22 protein-coding genes are annotated in these 21,564 nt (G+C 59.4%); 7 read left to right on the forward strand and 15 right to left on the reverse strand.

Annotated features, from left to right (window positions below):
• Positions 1-150: 150 nt before the first annotated feature.
• A complete protein-coding gene (locus tag BK660_RS08330; RefSeq protein WP_123432910.1) occupies positions 151-567 on the forward strand; it encodes a GNAT family N-acetyltransferase in 417 nt (138 codons plus the stop codon).
• Positions 568-700: 133 nt separating this feature from the next.
• On the opposite strand, the gene def is transcribed toward BK660_RS08330, so the two are convergent.
• From def to BK660_RS08345, 3 genes are all read right to left on the reverse strand, one after another.
• The gene (def, locus tag BK660_RS08335) at positions 701-1,240 is read right to left on the reverse strand and encodes a peptide deformylase (RefSeq protein ID WP_027923869.1); all 540 of its coding nucleotides are present in this window, start codon (positions 1,238-1,240) and stop codon (positions 701-703) included.
• On the reverse strand, positions 1,237-2,196 hold the full coding sequence (locus BK660_RS08340) for a YihY/virulence factor BrkB family protein (RefSeq protein ID WP_123432911.1): 960 nt from the start codon (positions 2,194-2,196) through the stop codon (positions 1,237-1,239). The genes def and BK660_RS08340 overlap by 4 nt, the downstream gene beginning before the upstream one ends.
• Before the next feature lie 173 nt (positions 2,197-2,369).
• Complete coding sequence (locus BK660_RS08345; protein ID WP_123432912.1) at positions 2,370-2,561, reverse strand: CsbD family protein; 192 nt, start codon at positions 2,559-2,561, stop codon at positions 2,370-2,372.
• A 200-nt stretch (positions 2,562-2,761) separates the two neighbouring features.
• On the opposite strand from BK660_RS08345, the gene BK660_RS08350 reads away from it, so the two are divergent.
• On the forward strand, positions 2,762-3,139 hold the full coding sequence (locus BK660_RS08350) for a hypothetical protein (protein ID WP_027923866.1): 378 nt from the start codon (positions 2,762-2,764) through the stop codon (positions 3,137-3,139).
• Positions 3,140-3,324: 185 nt separating this feature from the next.
• Here BK660_RS08350 and fadD1 read toward each other — a convergent pair whose 3' ends face one another.
• The gene (fadD1, locus tag BK660_RS08355; protein ID WP_123432913.1) at positions 3,325-5,025 is read right to left on the reverse strand and encodes a long-chain-fatty-acid--CoA ligase FadD1; all 1,701 of its coding nucleotides are present in this window, start codon (positions 5,023-5,025) and stop codon (positions 3,325-3,327) included.
• A 355-nt stretch (positions 5,026-5,380) separates the two neighbouring features.
• A complete protein-coding gene (gene fadD2, locus BK660_RS08360; protein ID WP_123432914.1) occupies positions 5,381-7,069 on the reverse strand; it encodes a long-chain-fatty-acid--CoA ligase FadD2 in 1,689 nt (562 codons plus the stop codon).
• A gap of 232 nt (positions 7,070-7,301) precedes the next feature.
• On the opposite strand from fadD2, the gene BK660_RS08365 reads away from it, so the two are divergent.
• Together BK660_RS08365 and BK660_RS08370 are read left to right on the forward strand one after the other, a co-directional pair.
• Positions 7,302-8,246, forward strand: coding sequence for an alpha/beta hydrolase (locus tag BK660_RS08365; RefSeq protein WP_123432915.1), 945 nt, complete (start codon positions 7,302-7,304; stop codon positions 8,244-8,246).
• 42 nt (positions 8,247-8,288) lie between these two features.
• Complete coding sequence (locus BK660_RS08370) at positions 8,289-8,759, forward strand: MaoC family dehydratase (RefSeq protein ID WP_027923862.1); 471 nt, start codon at positions 8,289-8,291, stop codon at positions 8,757-8,759.
• Positions 8,760-8,827: 68 nt separating this feature from the next.
• Here BK660_RS08370 and BK660_RS08375 read toward each other — a convergent pair whose 3' ends face one another.
• On the reverse strand, positions 8,828-9,295 hold the full coding sequence (locus BK660_RS08375) for a ferritin-like domain-containing protein (protein ID WP_027923861.1): 468 nt from the start codon (positions 9,293-9,295) through the stop codon (positions 8,828-8,830).
• 204 nt (positions 9,296-9,499) lie between these two features.
• On the opposite strand from BK660_RS08375, the gene BK660_RS08380 reads away from it, so the two are divergent.
• Both BK660_RS08380 and BK660_RS08385 read left to right on the forward strand, forming a co-directional pair.
• A complete protein-coding gene (locus tag BK660_RS08380) occupies positions 9,500-9,736 on the forward strand; it encodes a DUF3820 family protein (RefSeq protein WP_007949456.1) in 237 nt (78 codons plus the stop codon).
• Positions 9,737-9,754: 18 nt separating this feature from the next.
• Entirely contained in the window at positions 9,755-10,936 is a 1,182-nt protein-coding gene (locus BK660_RS08385) for an aminotransferase class V-fold PLP-dependent enzyme (protein WP_123432916.1), read from the forward strand.
• Positions 10,937-10,938: 2 nt separating this feature from the next.
• Here BK660_RS08385 and BK660_RS08390 read toward each other — a convergent pair whose 3' ends face one another.
• The 4 genes from BK660_RS08390 to zwf all read right to left on the reverse strand — a co-directional run bounded on the left by BK660_RS08390 (position 10,939) and on the right by zwf (position 14,794).
• On the reverse strand, positions 10,939-11,664 hold the full coding sequence (locus BK660_RS08390) for an intradiol ring-cleavage dioxygenase (RefSeq protein WP_123432917.1): 726 nt from the start codon (positions 11,662-11,664) through the stop codon (positions 10,939-10,941).
• 277 nt (positions 11,665-11,941) lie between these two features.
• Positions 11,942-12,607: a bifunctional 4-hydroxy-2-oxoglutarate aldolase/2-dehydro-3-deoxy-phosphogluconate aldolase gene (locus tag BK660_RS08395; protein WP_007949453.1), complete on the reverse strand. Its 666-nt coding sequence runs from the start codon at positions 12,605-12,607 to the stop codon at positions 11,942-11,944.
• 17 nt (positions 12,608-12,624) lie between these two features.
• Positions 12,625-13,338, reverse strand: a complete 714-nt coding sequence (gene pgl, locus BK660_RS08400; protein ID WP_123432918.1) for a 6-phosphogluconolactonase — start codon at positions 13,336-13,338, stop codon at positions 12,625-12,627.
• Positions 13,325-14,794, reverse strand: coding sequence for a glucose-6-phosphate dehydrogenase (zwf, locus tag BK660_RS08405; RefSeq protein WP_123432919.1), 1,470 nt, complete (start codon positions 14,792-14,794; stop codon positions 13,325-13,327). Before zwf ends, pgl begins: the two co-directional genes overlap by 14 nt.
• Before the next feature lie 226 nt (positions 14,795-15,020).
• Here zwf and BK660_RS08410 point away from each other — a divergent pair, with 226 nt between their 5' ends.
• Positions 15,021-15,881, forward strand: a complete 861-nt coding sequence (locus BK660_RS08410; protein WP_175649041.1) for a MurR/RpiR family transcriptional regulator — start codon at positions 15,021-15,023, stop codon at positions 15,879-15,881.
• A gap of 135 nt (positions 15,882-16,016) precedes the next feature.
• Here BK660_RS08410 and BK660_RS08415 read toward each other — a convergent pair whose 3' ends face one another.
• The 5 genes from BK660_RS08415 to BK660_RS08435 form a co-directional block, all read right to left on the reverse strand.
• Positions 16,017-16,871 carry a D-hexose-6-phosphate mutarotase gene (locus tag BK660_RS08415; RefSeq protein WP_123432920.1) on the reverse strand — a complete coding sequence of 285 codons (855 nt, stop codon included), beginning with the start codon at positions 16,869-16,871 and terminating at the stop codon, positions 16,017-16,019.
• Positions 16,872-16,984: 113 nt separating this feature from the next.
• Entirely contained in the window at positions 16,985-18,331 is a 1,347-nt protein-coding gene (locus BK660_RS08420; RefSeq protein WP_123432921.1) for a carbohydrate porin, read from the reverse strand.
• Between the two features lie 188 nt (positions 18,332-18,519).
• Entirely contained in the window at positions 18,520-19,680 is a 1,161-nt protein-coding gene (locus tag BK660_RS08425) for an ABC transporter ATP-binding protein (protein ID WP_123432922.1), read from the reverse strand.
• Between the two features lie 2 nt (positions 19,681-19,682).
• Positions 19,683-20,528, reverse strand: a complete 846-nt coding sequence (locus BK660_RS08430) for a carbohydrate ABC transporter permease (RefSeq protein ID WP_027922971.1) — start codon at positions 20,526-20,528, stop codon at positions 19,683-19,685.
• A complete protein-coding gene (locus BK660_RS08435; protein WP_017340433.1) occupies positions 20,521-21,429 on the reverse strand; it encodes a carbohydrate ABC transporter permease in 909 nt (302 codons plus the stop codon). The genes BK660_RS08430 and BK660_RS08435 overlap by 8 nt, the downstream gene beginning before the upstream one ends.
• Between the last annotated feature and the right edge of the window lie 135 nt (positions 21,430-21,564).

A 21,564-nucleotide genomic window follows, 5' to 3' on the forward strand; every position in this document is an offset into this window, starting at 1 on the left:
GCCGGCTTTTTCTTCGCTGCTTTCTTTGAATCCATGCCTTTGGCCATGATACGTACTCCACTCATACGGGATGTGAGATCAGGTATACACCTATCCCTGCGCGCACGTTCTTTTATAATCGCCCGCTTTGCATACCGACAGTCCAGACCCATGCCCGACACCCAGTACACCCTGCTCGACGAGCCGTTATGGCCCTTGATGAACAAATTTTATCGCGCGCACCAATCGCCGATGAAAGCCGTGCGCGACGCCCGGTTATGGGTGGCCAGACGCAATGAGATCGTGGCGGCGCTGTGCTTGCGACCGGTGGCGGGCGGGCATTGGTTGACGGGGCTGTTTGTCGACCCGGCCTGTCGCGAACAAGGGGTTGCCGGCGAGTTGATTGCGGCGGCGGTCGAGGACCTCGACCTTCCGGTGTGGCTGTTTTGTCATCCGGATCTGCGTGGCTTTTATGAACGTCGCGGCTTTACGTTCGATCCGCAGATGCCGTACGCCATGGTGGAACGGTTGAGCCGTTATGCACGCAGCAAGCCGATGATTGCGATGGGGTTGGAGCCGACCCGATAAAGCACGACAGACCGATGGAGACCTAATGTGGGAGCGGGCTTGCTCGCGAATGCGGTCTGACATTCAACATTGATGCTGGCTGATCCACCGCCTTCGCGAGCAAGCCCGCTCCCACATTGGTCCTGCGGCGTGTTCAGTCGTCAGCGTTCGGATCAAGGTCCGGGAACATGACTTCGGTAAACCCGAACTTGCTGAAGTCGGTAATGCGCGACGGGTACAAACGGCCGATCAGGTGATCGCATTCATGCTGCACCACCCGCGCATGGAAGCCTGAGGCGATGCGCACGATGGGCTGGCCCTTCGGGTCGACGCCTTCGTAGCGAATCTGCTGGTAGCGATCCACGGCGCCGCGCAGGCCCGGCACGGACAGGCACCCTTCAAACCCCTCTTCCAGCGTCGGGCTCAACGGTGTGATCAGCGGATTGATCAGGATGGTTTGCGGCACTGCCTCGGCGTCCGGATACCGTTCACTGTGCTCGAAACCAAAGATCACCAGTTGCAGGTCGACACCGATCTGCGGCGCAGCCAGGCCAACGCCGCCGACGCTTTCCATGGTCTGGAACATGTCATCAATCAACTGCCACAACTCGGGGCTGTCGAACATCTCGGCCGGAACCGGCGGGGCAACGCGCAGCAGGCGCTCATCGCCCATTTTCAGAATTTCACGGATCATTTGATGACTTCGTCAGTGGAGGGATCGAGCGAGTGATCGCGCCCCAATCCCGAAACATGGTGTTTTTCATAGTCATGGCCGTGTTCGCCAGGGACCTTCTCGCCAGGATCCTTGCCTTCGCCCGACATGTGCTCGATCACCGCATTCATCTCCGCGCCGAGCAACAGCACCGCGGCGGAAATGTAAAAGTACAGCAACAGCACGATGATCGCGCCGATACTGCCATACATGGCGTTGTAGTTGGCGAACTCCTTGACGTACAGACCGAAGCCCACAGAAGCACAGATCCACACCACCACCGCCAGCACCGATCCCGGCGTGATGAAGCGAAACTCCTGTTTGACGTCAGGCATGACGTAGTAAATCAGCGCCACCGCGACCATCAGCAAAATCACCACCACCGGCCAGCGCACGATGGTCCAGAGGGTCACGATGAAGTCTTCGAGACCGACTTGCGCGGCGATCCAGCCCATCAACTGCGGACCGAGCACCATCAGCGCGGCGGCGACCAGCAGCATCCCGGCGATGCCGACGGTGTAGATGATCGACAGCGGGAAGCGCTTCCACGCCGGCCGGCCTTCGACCACATCGTAGGCCGCGTTCATCGCGCTCATCATCAGCCGCACGCCGGCGGACGCGGTGTACAGCGCAATCACGATACCCACCGAGAGCAAGCCACCCTTGGATTGCTGGAGCTGGTCAATCACCGGGTTGACCTGTTCCAGCGCCTGGGGCGGCAAGACCAGTTCCGATTGCAGGCGCAACCAGGAGAAAAAGTCCGGCAGGTGCAGGAAACCGATCAGGGCAATCAGGAACAGAATGAAGGGGAACAGCGAGAACAACATCTGATAGGCCAGCGCCGAGGCATAGGTCGACATTTCATCGTCGATGAACTCGGTGACCGTGCGCACCATCACACGGTGCAGGGGCAGGCCTTTCATGTCCGGGAAAATCATTAGCGTCTCCTTTCGCCGCAAGATTGGGGTTGAAGTCGTGGCGACTCAGGGGCCGTTTGCTACAACAAAGTAGCCTACTTGGCGACTTTGAAACAATTTCCGCGCTCAAGTTCAGGCTGACACAAAAACGGCCATCCGTGGATGGCCGTTCCTGATCATCGTCAAAGGCCGAATCAAGCCTTGTCGACGCCCTTCTTGATGGCGTCTTTGGCTTTGCCCACCGCTTGCTGAGCTTCGCCTTTCCTTTCCTGCACTTTGCCTTCGGCTTGCAGTTTGGTGTTGTCAGTCGCCTTGCCAACGCCTTGCTTGACGTTGCCGACCGCTTCGTTGGCCATGCCTTTTACTTTATCGCCAGTGCTGCTCATGGTGTTTCTCCTGTGAACAAATCAATGAGAAAAGTCGTTACACAAGGATTGACCGGGGGCGTTTGCAGGGAGTTTCATTTATTTTGTACGGCACATTTCGTCGATCTTGGCAGGTTGGGCTTTATGTTTGCCGACCAACCCCCGAGAATGCGCAACGTATTCAGGCCATGGCGCTGAAGATCCAATCCCGTAGGAATGTTATGAAACTCGATAAAAAGCAGGCCATTGCCCGCAGAAACCAGGAACTTGGCGGTGCCGTGCTTGGCGTCAACAACTGCCATTTCACCGAATTGAACCGCAACCGCAACATCTGGTGGTTCGATATCCCGGTCGCGCGCCTGGCCATTGGTCAGTACGAATGGGTTCACTTGCTGATGCACACGCCGGACACCGACGAGCTGCTGCACCTGAAAGTGCCGACCGTGTTCCTGCGCGAAAAGCTTGAAGGCCTGGTGGTGCGCAATGAAGGCAAGCGCAAAGCGGCCTTGAGCCTGGAGCTGAGTGCCGACAAGGACTCGTTCCTGCAGGACATGCGCCCGGCGGGTACCAACGTCAATTTCGCGCCGTTCCGCCTCTAAAACAAAAGCTAAAAGCTTCGCGAGCAAGCCCGCTCCCACATTAAACCGCGTTCTTCCAGAAGGAATGCGATCAAATGTGGGAGCGGCGGTGCGACGATTCGACTTGCTCGCGAAAGCGGTCTGACAGGCAATGAAGTTCTGTCAGAAGAGCAAAAAAAGCCCCGCATCCGCGGGGCTTTTTGTTGTTACGCGCCGACCTTTTTCGCGGCGATTTTCTTCAGTTCCTCGTCGCGCAACTCGCGGCGCAGAATCTTGCCGACGTTGGTGGTCGGCAGCGCATCGCGGAACTCGACGGCACGCGGCACCTTGTAGCCGGTGACGTTCGCACGCATGTGCTCCATCACTTGCTCTTTGGTCAGCGTCACGCCCGGTTTGGCGACGATGAAGATCTTGATCGCCTCGCCCGACTTCTCGTCCGGCACGCCAATGGCCGCGCATTGCAGCACGCCCGGGAGGGTCGCGAGCACGTCTTCCAGTTCGTTCGGGTACACGTTGAAACCGGAAACCAGGATCATGTCTTTCTTGCGATCTACAATGCGCATGTAGCCGTCCGGCTGGATCAGCGCGATGTCACCGGTCTTCAACCAGCCTTCGCTGTCGAGGATTTCATCGGTGGCTTCCTGGCGCTGCCAGTAACCTTTCATCACCTGCGGACCTTTGACGCACAGCTCGCCGATTTCACCGAGCGGTTGCTCCACGCCAGCATCGTCGATGACTTTGCAGCGGGTCGAAGGAACCGGGATGCCGATGGTGCCGATCTGGATGTGCTGGATCGGGTTGACGGTGGCCACCGGGCTGGTTTCAGTCATGCCGTAACCTTCGCAGATGGCGCAGCCGGTGACCGCTTTCCAGCGTTCGGCGGCAGCCAGTTGCAGGGCCATGCCACCGGACAGGGTGACTTTCAGCGCCGAGAAGTCGAGCTTGCGGAAACCTTCGTTATTGCACAGCGCCACGAACAAGGTGTTGAGGCCGACGAAACCGCTGAACTTCCACTTCGACAGTTCCTTGACCATCGCCGGCAGGTCGCGCGGGTTGCTGATCAGGATGTTGTGGTTGCCGATCAGCATCATCGCCATGCAATGAAAGGTGAACGCGTAGATGTGATAAAGCGGCAGCGGCGTGATCAGGATCTCGCAACCTTCATTGAGGTTGGAGCCCATCAGCGCCTTGCATTGCAGCATGTTCGCCACGAGGTTGCGGTGGGTCAGCATCGCCCCTTTCGCCACGCCGGTGGTGCCGCCGGTGTATTGCAGCACCGCGACATCGCTGCTGGCCGGGTTGGCTTCAGCCACTGGCTGGCCATGGCCCTTGCTCAGCACGTCGTTGAACTTGATGGCCTTGGGCAAGTGATACGCCGGGACCATCTTCTTCACGTATTTGATGACGCTGTTGATCAACAGGCGCTTGAGCGGCGGCAACAGGTCGGCCACTTCCGTGACGATCACGTGCTTGACGCCGGTTTTCGGCACCACGGTTTGCGCCAGATGCGCCATGTTGGCCAGGCAGACCAGGGCTTTGGCACCGGAGTCGTTGAACTGGTGTTCCATTTCCCGCGCGGTGTACAGCGGGTTGGTGTTGACCACGATCAGCCCGGCGCGGATGGCACCGAAGACGGCGACCGGGTACTGCAACACGTTGGGCAATTGCACGGCGATTCGATCGCCCGGCTGCAAGTCGGTATGCTGTTGCAGGTAAGCGGCAAACGCACCGGACAATTCGTACAGTTCACCGTAGGTGAGTGTCTTGCCCAGGTTGCTGAACGCCGGCTTGTTGGCGAAGCGTTGGCAGGATTGCTTCAACACTGCCTGAATATTCGGGTACTCGTCTGGATTGATCTCGGCAGCGATCCCAGCTGGGTACTTATCCTTCCAAAAGTCTTCGATCATGGAAGCCCACTCCTCAGCAACGCGAATTCAGCACCGCATTTGATGCGATTATTATTGGTGTGTGTTTTATCGGTGAGTCTGGCTTTTTACTAGGCCGAGAAGTCACAAAGCGCGCCGAGAGTAGCAGCTTTGCCAAGGGTCGACCAGAGCCAAAAGCGGCCTCTACGGTCACAATTGTGACTCAAGAATTGCCAGCGGTCATTTTAGAGCAAAAAACCTATAAAGCCTTGAGAGCCCCGAAATCCGGGGGGCTTATCCAAAAAAAATCGCGAGCAGGCTCGCTCCCACAGGATCACCGAGAACCCTTGTGGGAGCGAGCCTGCTCGCGATTGCGCGAAGCGCGGCCATTCAACGATCAAGCGATATCGCGCAACTCTCGCCGCAGAATCTTCCCGACCGGCGTCATCGGCAACGACTCACGCAACACAATGTGCTTGGGTACTTTGTACGCCGTGAAGTTTTCCTTGCAGTACGCCTTCAGCTCTTCAAGGCTGACCCCCGCTTCACGGGCCACCACAAACAACTTCACCGCCTCCCCCGAACGCTCGTCCGGCACACCGATGACCGCGCAGTTGGCGACTCTTGGGTGAGCCATCACCACGTCTTCGATCTCGTTCGGGTACACGTTGAAGCCCGAGACGATGATCATGTCTTTCTTGCGATCGACGATGCGCACGAAACCGTCCGGGTCGATCACCGCGATGTCGCCGGACTTGAACCAGCCCTCGGCATCCAGCACTTCGGCGGTGGCTTCCGGCTTCTGCCAGTAACCCTTCATGATCTGCGGGCCTTTGATGCACAGCTCGCCGCGCTCGCCCAATGGCTGCTCGACGCCGTCATCGTTGATCACTTTCAGCGTGGTGCCCGGCACCGGCAGGCCGACCGTGCCGATCCGCGACTGGTCGCCGTACGGGTTGGTGCAGGCCACCGGCGACGTTTCAGTCAGGCCGTAACCTTCGGTGATGCGGCAACCGGTTATCTGCTCCCAGCGCTCGGCGGTGGCCTTGACCAGCGCCGTGCCGCCGGAGTTGGTCAGCTTGAGGCTGGAGAAATCCAGGGTCTTGAAGTCCGGGTGGTCCATCAAGGCGACGAACAGCGTGTTGAGCCCCAGCAACGCCGAGAAGCGCCAGTTTTTCAGCTCCTTGATGAAGCCGCCGATGTCACGCGGATTGGTGATCAGCACGTTGTGGTTGCCGGTCACCATCATGCACATGCAATTCGCGGTGAAGGCATAGATGTGGTACAGCGGCAGCGGCGCGATCATCACTTCCTGTCCTTCGCGCAGCAGCGGCTGACCGTCAGCGCCGAACTGCCCGAGGCACGCCCGTGCCTGTTGCATGTTCGCCACCAGGTTGCCGTGGGTCAGCATCGCGCCCTTGGCCAAACCAGTGGTGCCGCCGGTGTATTGCAGCACGGCGATGTCGTCGAGGCTGACTTTCAGCGGCTTGATCCCCAGGCCACGTCCCATGTGCAGCGCGCTCTTGAAGGAAATGGCCTGCGGCAACGAATACGCCGGGACCATTTTCTTGACCTTGCTGACCATGGTATTGACCAGCCAGCCCTTGGCGGCAGGCATCAGGTCGCCCATTCGCGCTTCGATCAGGTACTGGATGTCGGTGTCGGGCAGCACTTCCTGGACCTTCTGCCCGAACATGTTCAGGTACACCAGCGCCCGGGCGCCGGAGTCCTTGAACTGATGACGCATCTCCCGCGCGGTGTACAGCGGGTTGGTGTTGACCACGATCAGCCCGGCGCGCAAGGCACCGAACACGGCAATCGGGTAATGCAGGACGTTGGGCATCTGCACCGCGATGCGATCCCCCGGCACCAGGTCGGTGTGGGCTTGCAGGTACGCGGCGAAGGCCAGGCTCTGGCGTTCCAGTTCGGCGTAGGTCAGGGTCACGCCCATGTTGCTGAAGGCCGGGCGGTCAGCAAATTTCTTGCAGGAACGCTCGAACACCTCAATCACCGACTTATAGGCCCCAAGATCGATGTCCAGGGGCACGCCGGCCGGGCGTTTGTCATTCCAGAAATCAGGTTGCATTGTTCTTGTCCTCTTTACCTGAGCCTATCCGGGCCGCTTTTCTGTCACTTCTGGAAAAGCGGGGCTTCACGGACACTAGCAGTTATGGCGATTCAGGCAAATACAGCCAACGCCGTCATTGACCGCGTGAATCTTCCTGCCGTGGCGCGGCCTGATCAGACGGCAAGCGCGGGATGCGCTATACAATGCAACCACGCCCATGCCACATGCAGCCCCATGCAAAGGAATCGCCATGATCCACGACACGTTCTGGCTGACCGCGAGTGACCACAGCCGCCTCTTCGTCAACCAGTGGCTGCCCTCCTCGCCTTTAAAAGCCGTGATTCTGCTGGCCCATGGCATGGCCGAGCACAGCGCTCGCTACGCCAGGCTGGCGGAAAAATTCTGTGAACAGGGCTACGGCGTGTATGCACCGGATCTGCGTGGACATGGCAAAACTGCCGAAAACGGGACGCTGGGCCATTTCGCCGATGACGATGGCTGGTGCAAGGTTGTCGGCGACCTGGCCAGCCTCAACCAGCACATCGGTCAGCATCATCCTGGCGTGCCCATCGTGTTGCTCGGCCACAGCATGGGCAGCTACATCGCCCAGGCCTATTTGCTGCATCACAGCGCCAGCCTGCACGGCGCGGTGCTTAGCGGTTCAAACTTCCAGCCCGTGGCGCTCTACCGCGCGGCGCGGCAGATCGCCCGTCTGGAAAAGTTGCGCCAGGGGCCCAAGGGTCGTAGCGCGCTGATCGAATGGCTGTCCTTCGGTTCGTTCAACAAACAATTCAAACCGGCGCGTACCCGTTTCGACTGGCTCAGTCGCGACCCGGCAGAAGTGGATGTGTACGCCAACGACCCGCTCTGCGGCTTTCGTTGCACCAACCAACTGTGGATCGATTTGCTCGGTGGGTTGCAGCAAATCAGCAAAGCGTCCAATCTCGCCCAGATCGATCCGGGCCTGCCGCTGTTGGTGATTGGCGGCGAATGTGATCCGGTGAGCGAAGGCAAACGTCTGAAAGATCTGGCTGACGCCTTGCGTGCGGCAGGCAGCCAGAACCTGCACCTGACGATTTACCCGCAGGCGCGGCATGAACTGTTCAATGAGAGCAACCGCGAGGAAGTGATCAACGACGTGTTGCAGTGGATCGCCCAGGCGCTCAGCCACCGCCGGCCACCCCGGTCGGAATAGTTTTTTTGTGGATTTAATGATTCGTCACAGGAACCAAGACAGATGACCCAGGTTACCAATACCCCATACGAAGCGCTCGAAGTCGGCCAGACCGCCAGCTACAGCAAAAAGGTCGAAGAGCGCGACATTCAGTTGTTCGCCGCGATGTCCGGTGACCACAACCCGGTGCATCTGGATGCCGAATTCGCGGCAGGCACCATGTTCAAGGAGCGCATCGCACACGGCATGTTCAGTGGCGCGCTGATCAGCGCCGCCGTTGCCTGCGAGCTGCCTGGGCCGGGGACTATCTATATTGGCCAGCAGATGAGCTTTCAGAAGCCGGTGAAAATTGGCGACACCCTGACCGTACGCCTGGAAATCCTCGAGAAACTGCCGAAGTTTCGTGTGCGCATTGCCACCCGTGTGTTCAACCAGAACGATGAGTTGGTGGTGGACGGCGAAGCCGAAATCCTGGCGCCGCGCAAGCAGCAGACCGTGACGCTGCCAACCTTGCCGGCGATCAGCATCGGTTAATCGACCGGGCACAAAAAAACGCCAGGCTGGCTGGCGTTTTTTGTCAGGCAACGAACGCTAACGAACGCTTACGAGCGTGCGCGAGCCTGGTTACGCAGGGCTTTCACCTGGTCATGATTGCGTTGTACGCCGTGGTACTGACGTTCAACCAGATCACGAATACCCACCAGGTTGTGCTTGTTGATTTTCTCCATGGCTTCGCGGTAAGCCTTCAGCGCATGGTCTTCACCGCGTTCGGCTTCGTTCAGAACGGCTTCTTCGTCCTTGCCGGTGAACATCGACTTCACGTCGACCCAACGACGGTGCAAGTCGCCGCTGACACTGGTAGAGGTTTCCGGATCACCGCCCATCGAACGCACGGCAGACTGCAGTTCAGCAGCGGCCGTGGCGCAATCGGCAGAACGCTGAACGAACAGCGTTTTGAGTTCTGGGTGCTTGATGTCTTCAGCGCAAGTCTTGAACCCTTCCTGACCGTCCTTGCTGGTTTCAATCAGGTCGTTGAGTACGGAGATGGCTTCTTTATTCATGTCGGTCATTTTTCAATTCCTTGCGGGTTGATGAAAGATGTAATGACTATTGCATCCTGCATGCCAGCTTCCGACCGATAATTAATCCGTTTAAATTCAAATAGTTATCTAAAACATCAAAATCTGTATCCGTTTTTTTTGCATGATCTGTCAATTGGCCTGCATGCAGAATGCCTGTATTTTCCAGACGCACAGAATCAAGACGACCGACTGATGAACCCTGAAAAACTCGAACTGCTGATCACTCGCGAAATGCCCTTCGGCAAATACAAGGGCCGGATCATTGCCGACCTGCCCGGCCAGTACCTGAACTGGTTCGCCCGTGAAGGATTTCCCCATGGCGAACTGGGTGGCTTGCTGGCCCTGATGCAGGAGATCGACCACAACGGCTTGTCGGAACTGCTAGAACCCCTGCGCGCCAAACATGGCAAACCTGCGCCCCGCCATTGATCCTGACCCGAGTAGCCCATGCCTGATAACACCCGCCGCGCCCGTGATGAATTCTTCTGGCAGACCTTTGCCGACCGCTACGCTGTCGAACCCGGCCCGATCAACCTGGAAAACGGTTACTTCGGGCGCATGTCGCGCACGGTGGTCGAGGAATACCAGCGCAACATCGAGCTCATCAATCGCAGCAACTCGGTGTATGTGCGCCAGCGCTTCGAACAGGGCGAAATTCAGCAGGTCCGCGCGCAGTTGGCCGAACTGGTGGGCGTGCCTGCCGAAGCCGTCGCTCTGACCCGCAACGCCTCGGACGGCTTGCAATCGTTGATCCGCAACTACAACCGCCTGCAACCGGGCGATCAGGTGCTGTTCTGCGATCTGGAATACGACACCGTCAAAGGCGCGATGCGTTGGCTGGCGCGCCATCGCGGGGTCGAGGTGATCGAAATCAATCACCCCCACCCCGCCAGTTTCGACAGTTTGCTGGCCAGCTACCGCGACGCGTTTGCGCGTTATCCCAAACTCAAACTGATGGCCCTGACGCACGTCACCCACCGCACCGGCCTGGTGATGCCGGTGCAGGCGATTGCCGCCGCCGCCAAGGAGCACGGGGTCGATGTGATCCTCGATGGCGCCCACGCACTGGGGCAGATCGACTTCAAGCTCGACGAACTCGGTGTCGCCTTCGCCGGCTTCAACCTGCACAAGTGGATCGGTGCACCGCTGACCCTGGGCTTCATCTACATCGCGCCCGAGCGTCTGGCCGATATCGACCCGGACATGGGCGAAATGCATTTCCCGATCACCGACATTCGAGCACGCACGCCCTATAGCACGCCCAATATTCCGGCGCTGCTGACCTTGCCGCTGGTGTTCGAGGAACATCAGGCCATGGGTGGGTCCGCCGCCAAGAGTGCCCGGCTCAACTACTTGCGCAATCTGTGGGTGCGCGCAGTGCGCGAGCTTCCGGGGATCGAAGTGATGACGCCGGATGATCCACGCCTGTATTGCGGCATCACGTCGATGCGCTTCACCCGACAGGCCGATCAGCAGCCGATGGTCGAGCGGCTGCTCAACGACTACAACCTGTTTACCGTGATGCGCAGCGGTGCCGCGAGTGGTCCGTGCATTCGCATCACACCGGGCCTGACCACCACCGCCGCACATATGCAGTTGCTGGCCCGGGCGCTGACCGAGCTGCGCTGAGGTCACACGGTGTACTTGTCGAAGTCCTCGGGCTTGATGTGCGATGACACCGCGAAGGTGTCGATGCCAATGGTCGTGGAGCCGAAGAAGCCATCTTCATTCGACTCCCTACTGAGGGTGTGCACGTTCAAGGTCGACGCTTCGCCGCTGTGGTGTTTGTAGTAAACGTCTTCATCGTTGGTCAGCGCCAAGGCCTTGCGACCACTGTACTCACGGGAGTTGAGGACCGAGCGCGACGCCACCTCGGGCAAGTACAACTGACCGACCCAGGCGACATGCCGTTCTTCCAGGTAATTGTTGCCGGCGGTAATGCGCACGGCGACATGAATGTGCAGCGCACGGCCGGCGTAGAACCCCGGATAGACCGTGGTGAACCGCACGACGCCTTGCTTGTCGGTGAACTGCCCGCCTCGCAGGTAGGTGTCGTCGTCGGTGCGCGGGACTGAGCCGATGTCACCGTTGTCGACTTCCTTGTCTGGATCAATCCTGCTCCAGCCCGAATAGGACCCGCGCGCATTGCAATGCCAGATATCGACCAGCGCGCCGGTGACAGGTTGCCCGGTCATGGCATCGACGATTTGCAGGCGCAGCACCAGGGGAACGCCATCGGCGCCTTCGCTGATGTTGCGCCTGATCAGTTTCGGATTGCGGAAATACGGGCCGGGGATCTGCTCGGGAGACAGCAGGTAAACCGGTGATGTGGGTGTAACTGGGGTGTTGTCGTCCATGACGTTCTCTCTTCCATAAGATGAACGCAGGCTAGCATTGGCCGACCGTCGTTATGCGGTAACTATGTATCGCACGATGACCCTGTGGGAGCGGCGGTGCGACGATTCGACTTGCTCGCGAAAGCGGTCTGACAGTCAACATCTGCATTGAATGTGACGGCCCCTTCGCGAGCAAGCCCGCTCCCACAGGTTTTTTTTGCGGGCAAAAAAAAACGGTGCACCGACCAAGCGCACCGTAAAGCCGTAGAACACACAACGAAGTGTCAGGTAAAGCGGATCAGTCCAGCAGCGCCAGGGCCTCGGCGGTGCATTCCTGAATACGGGCCCAGTCGCCGTTCTTGATCCACTCCGGATCAAGCATCCAGCTACCGCCCACGCACATCACGTTTTTCAACGCCATGTAGCTCTTGATGTTGGCCGGGCCGACGCCGCCAGTCGGGCAGAATTTCACTTCGCCGAACGGACCGCCGAGGGCCTTGATGGCCGCGACGCCACCGCTGACTTCCGCCGGGAACAGCTTGAAGCGGCGATAGCCCAGGCCATAGCCTTCCATGATGCCGGAGGCGTTGCTGATGCCGGGCAACAGCGGGATCGGGCTGTTGACGCTGGCTTCGAGCAAATCACGGGTGATGCCCGGCGTGACGATGAACTGCGAACCAGCCGCTTCGGCAGCGGCGAGCATGTGGCGATCGAGCACGGTGCCGGCACCGGTCATCAGTTCCGGGCGCTGTTCGCGCAGGATCTGGATGGCCTTGAGGCCGAACTGCGAACGCAAGGTCACTTCCAGGGCGGTCAGGCCTCCGGCGGCCAGGGCGTCGGCCAGTGGCAGCACGTCCTGCTCGCGAGCGATGGTGATCACCGGCAGAATCCGCGCCTTGGCGCAGAGGCTGTCGATCAGGGCAACTTTGTCCGCCATGGATACGGTCGGGGATGGGGTTGTCATAGCGGCTGTTCCTTGGCTCATGGGCACCAGTAAATCTCTAACGTAGGTTGCAAAAACGCGCGAATCGGCATGGCGGCGACATCGTCGACGGCCAATGCGGCACTCAGGGTGGTCAGCTTGGACTGACCGGAAATCGATAGAACTTTATGCTTGGCCGACGCCAGCAGCGCACGGCTCATGGTCAGGCGCTGATGCGGCACGGTCGGTGCCAGCATCGGGTAGCAACGGCGTGTGCCGTCGACCTTCAAGGCGTCGGCGAGGTTCGGGCTGTTCGGGAACAACGAGGCAGTGTGGCCGTCGTCGCCCATGCCCAGCACCAGCACGTCGATCCCCGGCAGCTCGGACAACAAACGGTCGGCCTGCTCGGCTGCCTGTTCAAGGTTGGCGCTGGCGCTGTACAGACTCAGGAACTGAGCCTTGGCTGCCGGGCCTTGCAACAGATAACGCTTGAGCAGACCGGCATTGCTGTCGGCATGTTCTACCGGCACCCAACGCTCGTCGGCCAGGCTGACTACCACGTTCGACCAGTCCAGCGTCTGCTTGGCCAGGTGCTGGAAAAACGCCACCGGACTGCGACCGCCAGACACCACCAGCGTGGCGGTGCCCTGGGCCTCGATCGAGTCGCTCAGTTGCTTGGCCACCGACAGTGCCAACGCTTGCGCCAACAGCACCGGGCTCTTGAACTCATGAGCGCTGACGCCCTGAGGCAGTTTCAATTCAGATATCGCCATACCACGACCTCCCGTCCCGCGTGATCAGAGCAATGGAGCTCATCGGTCCCCATGACCCGGCCGCGTACGGCTTGGGCGCATCACCGGATTTTTTCCACCCGGCGATCAACTGGTCACACCACTTCCACGCGGCTTCGATTTCATCTTTACGGACAAACAGGTTCTGATTGCCGCGCATCACTTCCAGCAACAACCGCTCGTAGGCATCGGGAATCCGCGCGCTGCGATAGGTGTCGGAAAAATTCAGCTGCAATGGACCGCTGCGCAGCTGCATGCCCTTATCCAGGCCTTGTTCTTTGGTCATCACGCGCAAGGAAATGCCTTCGTCCGGTTGCAGGCGGATAATCAGCTTGTTGCTGATTTGCAGGCGCTGCTCAGGGGCGAAGATGTAGTGCGACGGTTCCTTGAAGTGGATGACGATCTGCGACAGTTTCTGCGGCATGCGTTTGCCGGTGCGCAGGTAAAAGGGTACGCCGGCCCAACGCCAGTTGCGGATATCGGCACGCAAGGCGACGAAAGTTTCGGTGTCGCTCTGGGTGTTCGAATTCGGCTCTTCCAGGTAACCCGGCACCGGCTTGCCTTCGCTGTAGCCGGCGATGTACTGACCGCGCACCACCTGAGTGGTCAGGCCTTCCGGGCTGATCGGCGCGAGTGCCTTGAGGACTTTGACTTTCTCGTCGCGGATGCTGTCGGCGGACAGGTCGGCCGGCGGGTCCATGGCGATCAGGCAGAGCAGTTGCAGCAGGTGATTCTGGATCATGTCCCGCAGCTGGCCGGCCTTGTCGAAGTAACCCCAGCGGCCTTCGATCCCGACCTTCTCGGCCACGGTTATTTCCACGTGGGAGATGTAGTTCTGGTTCCACTGGGTTTCGAACAGGCTGTTGGCAAAACGCAGGGCGATGAGGTTTTGAACCGTCTCTTTGCCCAGGTAATGGTCGATGCGGTAGGTGCGGTTTTCCGGGAAGAACTGCGCCACCGCGTCGTTGACCTTGCGCGAGGATTCCAGGTCCGAGCCAATGGGTTTTTCCAGCACCACGCGGGTGTTTTCCGCGAGACCGACCTTGGCCAGGTTCTCGCAAATCGCGCCGTACACCGCGGCCGGCGTGGCGAAGTAGGCAATCACGCGCTGGGCGCTGCCGGCCATTTCGGCCAGGGCGATGTAATCGTCAGCGTTGAGGAAGTCGACGTGCAGGTAGGTCAACCGCGCCAGAAAGCGCTCGACCACCACTTCGTCCAGCTCTTTGGCGCCCACATAACGACGCAGTTCGGCGCCGATGAATGCCAGGTGCTGCTGCTCGGTGCCGGGCTCGCGGGCCAGCGCGATAATGCGCGTATCCTCGTGCAGAAGGCCTGCGCCATCGAGTTGATAGAGGGCAGGAAACAGCTTGCGCAAGGCCAGATCGCCGAGGGCGCCGAACAAGGCAAAGGTGCACGGTTCAACCGTAATCGAAGGCATGATGTTTGTTCTTTTATCAAGTTAAGCTACAAATACCTTTTTTCAAGGCATCGCTCAAGAGAAAATGTAGTAATAACCACAACATTTTCGCAAAATACAGATTCCGAGTGGTAGCCGGTCGGAGCCATCAGTAGGATAGGCCACCGTTTGGGGCCGCATCAAAGGCCCTTTTGGCATAGCCGAACTCTAATTTGCGCAGCTGACCCAAGGAACATATATGGACCGCGTGCGAAATTTACTGGAACAGATCCAGAATCGCCTTGAAGACCTGAACAAGGCTGAACGTAAAGTCGCCGAGGTGATCCTGCTCAACCCACAGCAGGCCACCCGGTTCAGCATCGCCGCGCTCGCCCAGGCCTCCAAGGTCAGCGAGCCGACCGTCAATCGCTTCTGCCGCTCGTTCGGCGTCAGCGGTTACCCGGAACTCAAACTCCAGTTGGCCCAGAGCCTGGCCAGTGGCGCGGCGTATGTCAGCCGCGCGGTCGAGGCCGATGACAACCCTGAAGCCTATACCAAGAAGATTTTCGGCAGCGCTATCGCCTCGCTGGACAGTGCCTTGCAGGCGTTGGACCCGAACCTGATTAGCCGCGCCGTCGACCTGTTGATCCAGGCCCGGCAGATCCACTTCTTCGGCCTCGGCGCCTCGGCCCCGGTGGCGCTGGATGCGCAGCACAAATTTTTCCGCTTCAACCTGGCCGTCACCGCCCACGCTGACGTGCTGATGCAACGCATGATTGCGTCGGTCGCGCACACCGGCGAGTTGTTCGTGATCATTTCCTACACCGGCCGCACCCGCGAACTGGTGGAAGTGGCGCGCATCGCCCGTGAAAACGGTGCTTCGGTGCTGGGCCTGACCGCCGAGGGTTCGCCGTTGGCCAAGGCCAGTACGCTGAGCCTGAATATTCCGCTGCCGGAAGACACCGACATCTACATGCCGATGACTTCGCGCATCATCCAGCTGACCGTGCTGGACGTGCTGGCGACCGGCATGACGCTGCGCCGCGGGGTGGATTTCCAGCCGCATTTGCGCAAGATCAAAGAGAGCCTGAATGCGAGCCGGTATCCGGTTGGGGATGAGTTCAACTAACCCGACATCTCGGCTGACTGACCCGGCCTCTTCGCGAGCAAGCCCGCTCCCACATTGGATCTGCGGTGTACACAAATCCCCTGTGGGAGCGGGCTTGCTCGCGAAGGGGCCGGCCGCAACACCGCAAATCTTGAGCTAAACCCCCACCCGCGCCTGCAAACTCAAATGCGCCCTCTCCCCCGGCGCCAGGCTCAGGCTGTGCGCACCGCCGCTCGCCGCTTCCACACACACGAACTCTGAAATCTCATTCCAGCTCACCCCCAGCAACGGCCGCGACCCCGGATGCCAGACCACCGTGTCCGAATGATCGCCGGTGTCGATGCACAATTCACGTTGCCAGGCGTGGTCCTTGAGCTGTAATTCGCCGTCATGCTGGAACACACGCTGGCACCCGCCATCGACCCGCAACTCCCCTTCCTGCTGGCAAACCTGGCGGTTCAACTGGTCATAACCCTGCGCGCCCTCTAGCCCAGACAGCGCTATCTCACCCACGTCACCAATACGCCAGTAAGCGTGCAACGCCTGGCTCAATTGGCAGGGCAAGGTGTCTTGATGCTCGGTGCTCAGGCGCAAATCCATGCGCTCACCCAGGTGGGCATGCAGGTCCACTTGCCAGTCGCACAGCTGAAGTTGCCAGTGCAATCGCACGCCATCGTCATCGTGACGACTGTCGAGCAGCTTCCAGTCGATCAGTCGTGCCCAACCATGGGAAGGCCAGGCGTTTTCGCTCGGATGACGGCCGTACCACGGCCAGCACACGGGCACACCACCACGAATCGCCCCCACCTGCGGCCACTTCGCCGCGCACCACAGCCATGGCTTCTGACCCGTGGGCTGGAAATGCAGCAACTGCGCGCCCTGGCGACTGAACACCGCCTGACACAGCGGATGGTCGATCACCAACACGTCGCGCTTCTGATAGCGCTCCCACGCAAACACCGGACGTTCGCGCAAGGATTTGAAGAAGCGTTGTAGCGGATGCTCATGCATGTGCCACGGTCCTGAAAATCATCTGTTGCCGGGGTGCGCCACCCCAAAAAAAAGCGGACAGCCTGGGCTGTCCGCAAATATGCGCACATAGAGAGGAGCTTATCGCAACAGCGTTAGAACACCGACTGAATTTTCAGGCCGGCCACCAGCGCGTTATCGACTTCATCCACACCGCCTGGGTGAGTGATGTATTGCAGGTTAGGACGCACGGTCAGCCAGTTGGTAACGTGGAAGCCGTAGTTGAGTTCGTAGTTGTATTCAGTGGTCCGCAGTGGCGAGAACAGTGGATCTTCGTACTCGGTCACATTGTTGGCAGCGTTGGTGGCCTCGGCGTTTTTCTTCACGTCATCGTTGACATGGATACGGGCGAAACCGATGCCCATGTCATCTTTAGGACGCGCATCGAACGGGCCCTTGTACACAAACATCAGCGACTGGTAGTTGTCGACGACGTTGGTGTCCTTGTCGTGGAACGTGGCGTTGGCCGCGATGTTCAGACCGCGAGTCTTGTCACCGTTGTGGCTGGTGAGTTGCTGCTGTGCAACGAACCAGTAACCGTGTTTGCTGCTGTGGCTGCGGTAGGCGTTGCCGCTGGTGGCCGCATCATTGCCGTTGTCGTCCTTGAGAACGTCATTGGCTTCGGCGGTGCTTTTGTAGTAACCGACACGGTATTCGCCCGGCAGGCTGTTAGGGTTTGGCAGCCAGACCAGTTCGACCGGCAACACGGTACCGGCGGTGCCGCTGCCGCTGAGTTTGAAGCCGTTACCGTGCTCCAGTTGCGACGGGTTCTGATTGTACGCGCCGATCTGCGCATAGAACTCAGGCGAGATGTTGTACTTCACGCGGACCGCTGCCTGCATGACCGGCCAGTTGTACCAGATGTTGGTCGCCCAGTTACCCACCTGGGAACCGCAGAACGCCAGGTTCTGGAATTCGCACGGGAAGGTGTTGAAGTCTTCGCCTTCACCGAAGTAACCGGCCTTGACGTCCAGTTTGCCGTCGAGGAACTGGTGCTTGATCCACAACTGGGTCAGACGGACCATGTGGCCACGGCCGTAGACTTCCTGCGAGGAACTCAAGGTGCCGGCACGCGGATCGCCGACGCGGTCATTGGAGATGTTTTCGCCATTACGGTTGGTGAGCTGGATCTTGGCCTGGGTGTTATCCCAACCAAACAGCTTTTCCAGGTCCAGCGCCGCCCCCAGGCCGAACTGGTCCGCGTAACGCGCGGTTTTGTCGTTGTTGTAGCCACCGTGGAGATTGCCACCGACTTCACCGACGTAATCCATCTTGATGTCGATGCCTTGCTCGATCAGCTTGGTCCGCTCGCCACCCCAATCACCGGTCATCCATTCGGAGTCAGCGCTGAACGCGTCAGCCGCGTGCACACTACCGGCCAGCATCATGGCTGCAACTGCTGACAACTGGCAGATAAGCTGAGCGTTGTTGTTCTTCTTCATCCCTACATCCTCGTTTTATTGTTATTAACTGTGTTCTAACGCGGTTACATCAGGCGCGGAGAGCGACAGGCCGCTCACCGCATATCCCCCGGTGGGAGCGGGCTTGCTCGCGAAGAGGCCGGCACATTCAGCATCCACGCTGACTGACACACCGCTTTCGCGAGCAAGCCCGCTCCCACATTTGATCTTTACCGGCCTTTGAATTGTGCGATGTTGCCTACCGATGCTTCGGTCTTGGGCGCGCCGGCCACACCCAAGCGCTCCCCGGTCTTGGCATCGAACAACAACACTTTCGACGGATCGAATTGCAGGGTCAGGGTTTCGCCCGGAGCCGGTGCAACGTCCGGTGCCAGACGGCAGCAGACTTTGGTTTCATTCAGGTTGACGAACACCAGGGTGTCGGGACCGGTCGGCTCGGTAACCTGGACTTCCGCGCGGATCGTCGGCAAACCGTTCGGCTCGCCGTTCGCCAGCACGATCTGTTCAGGGCGCATGCCAAGGATCACTTCGCGGTCTTCGAGACCGGCGTCCTGCATGCCCAGCGGCAACTCGCAACGGGCCTGGCCGCTGTCGAGCAGCGCGTAGAGACGACCGTCCTTGCGTTGCAAACGCAGGGGGATGAAGTTCATCGGCGGTGAACCGATGAAGCTCGCCACGAACAGATTGGCCGGGTTGTTGTAGATGTCTTTCGGCGTGCCGAACTGCTGGATGATCCCGTCCTTCATCACCGCCACTTTGTCGCCCAGGGTCATCGCTTCGATCTGGTCGTGGGTCACGTAGACCGTGGTGGTTTTCAGGCGCTGGTGCATCAGTTTCATTTCGGTGCGCATCTCGACCCGCAGCTTGGCGTCGAGGTTGGACAGCGGTTCGTCGAACAGGTAGATCTTCGGTCGACGCGCCAGGGCACGGCCCATGGCCACGCGCTGTTGCTGGCCACCGGAGAGCTGGCCGGGCTTGCGGTTAAGCAGGTGTTCGATCTGCAACAGCTTGGACACGCGCGCCACTTCCGTTTCGATGTCGGCGGCGGGCATTTTGCGAATCTTCAAGCCGAAGGCGATGTTCTCGCGCACGCTCATGGTCGGGTACAGCGCGTAGGACTGGAACACCATGGCGATGTCGCGGTCTTTGGGGCTCATGCCGCTGACGTCCTGGTCATCGATCATGATCGCGCCGCCGGTGATGGTTTCCAGGCCGGCGATGCAATTCATCAGGGTCGATTTGCCGCAACCCGAAGGTCCGACCAGGATCAGGAACTCACCGTCCTTGATCGACAGATGGATGTCCTTGAGGGTGTCCGGCAGGCCGGGGCCATAAGTCTTGTTTACATTGCGAAGTTCGAGCGTAGCCATGATTACCCCTTGACTGCGCCGGCCGTCAGCCCGCGCACGAAATACTTGCCTGCGACCACATAGACCAGCAGGGTCGGCAGCCCGGCGATCATCGCCGCCGCCATATCAACGTTATATTCCTTGGCCCCGGTACTGGTGTTGACCAGGTTGTTCAACGCCACCGTGATGGGTTGCGAGTCACCGCTGGAGAACACCACGCCGAACAGGAAGTCGTTCCAGATCTGGGTGAACTGCCAAATCAGGCAGACCATGATGATCGGGGTGGACATCGGCAGGATGATCAGGCGGAAGATCGTGAAGAAACCCGCGCCATCGAGCCGCGCCGCCTTCACCAGCGCATCGGGAACGCTGACGTAGTAGTTACGGAAGAACAGCGTGGTGAACGCCAGGCCGTAGACCACGTGCACAAACACCAGGCCCGTGGTGGTACTCGCCAGGCCCATCTTGCCGAGGGTGAACGAGGCGGGCAGCAGGACGGTCTGGAACGGCAGGAAGCAACCGAACAGCAGCAGACCGAAGAACAACTGCGAGCCGCGAAAGCGCCACATCGACAGCACATAGCCGTTCAGTGCTCCGATGGCGGTGGAGATCAATACCGCCGGGACGGTGATCTTGATCGAGTTCCAGAAATACCCGTCGACGGTGCCCCAGGCCTTGACCCAGCCAATGCCGCTGACCACGGTCGGCCAGCTCAGCAGGTTGCCGGTGTTGATGTCTTCCGGCGTCTTGAAGCTGGTCAACAGCATGACCACCAGCGGTATCAGGTACAGAAATACGGCGAGGATCAGCACGCCGTAAATCGCGATGCGACTCAGGCTGATGGAAGGTTTGGCAGCGAAACTAGTCATGACGCTTGGTCCTCAGCTCGGAGTACAGGTAAGGCACGATGATTGCGAGAATCGCACCGAGCATCAGAATCGCACTGGCCGAGCCCATGCCCATCTGGCCGCGACTGAAGGTGAAGGAATACATGAACATCGCCGGCAAATCGGAGGAGTAACCCGGGCCGCCGGCCGTCATGGCCGCCACCAGGTCGAAACTCTTGATCGCGATGTGAGCGAGGATCATCACGGCGCTGAAGAACACCGGACGCAGGCTTGGCAACACCACTTTCAGGTAAATGCGCGGCATGCTCGCACCATCGATCTGGGCGGCACGGATGATCGATTGATCAACGCCACGCAGGCCGGCGAGGAACATCGCCATGATGAAGCCCGAGGCTTGCCAGACCGCAGCGATGACCAGGCAATACACCACGCGATCCGGGTCGATCAGCCAGTCCAGGCGAAAGCCTTCCCAGCCCCAGTCACGCAGCAATTTGTCCAGGCCCATGCCCGGGTTGAGCAGCCATTTCCAGGCGGTACCGGTGACGATCATCGAGAGCGCCATCGGGTACAGGTAAATGGTGCGGATGAAACCTTCGCGACGAATGCGCTGGTCAAGAAACACCGCCAGCAACACACCGATCACCAGGGTGATACCGATGAACATGCCGCCGAAAACGGCCAGGTTCTTACTCGCCACCCACCAACGGTCGTTGTCGAACAGCCGCTGGTATTGAGCCAGGCCTGCCCATTTGTAAGTCGGTAGAAAGGTCGAACTGGTGAACGACAGAACGAACGTCCACAGGATGTAGCCATAGAAGCCCACCAGAACGATGAACATGCTCGGCGCCAGCACCAGTTTAGGGAGCCAGCGTTGCAATGCATCGAACGGCGAGGCCTTGCTGAACACAGCAACAGAACTCATGGGGAAATCCAGTACGAGAGAAATTTACTTTGGAAATGCTGCCCTTGTAGGAGTGAGCCTGCTCGCGATCGCTGAGTGTCAGTCTCTGGATGTATCAACTGATACACCGCGATCGCGAGCAGGCTCGCTCCTACA

The sequence above is a fragment of the Pseudomonas brassicacearum genome (assembly GCF_003732265.1).
GTDB classification, from domain to species: domain Bacteria; phylum Pseudomonadota; class Gammaproteobacteria; order Pseudomonadales; family Pseudomonadaceae; genus Aquipseudomonas; species Aquipseudomonas brassicacearum_D.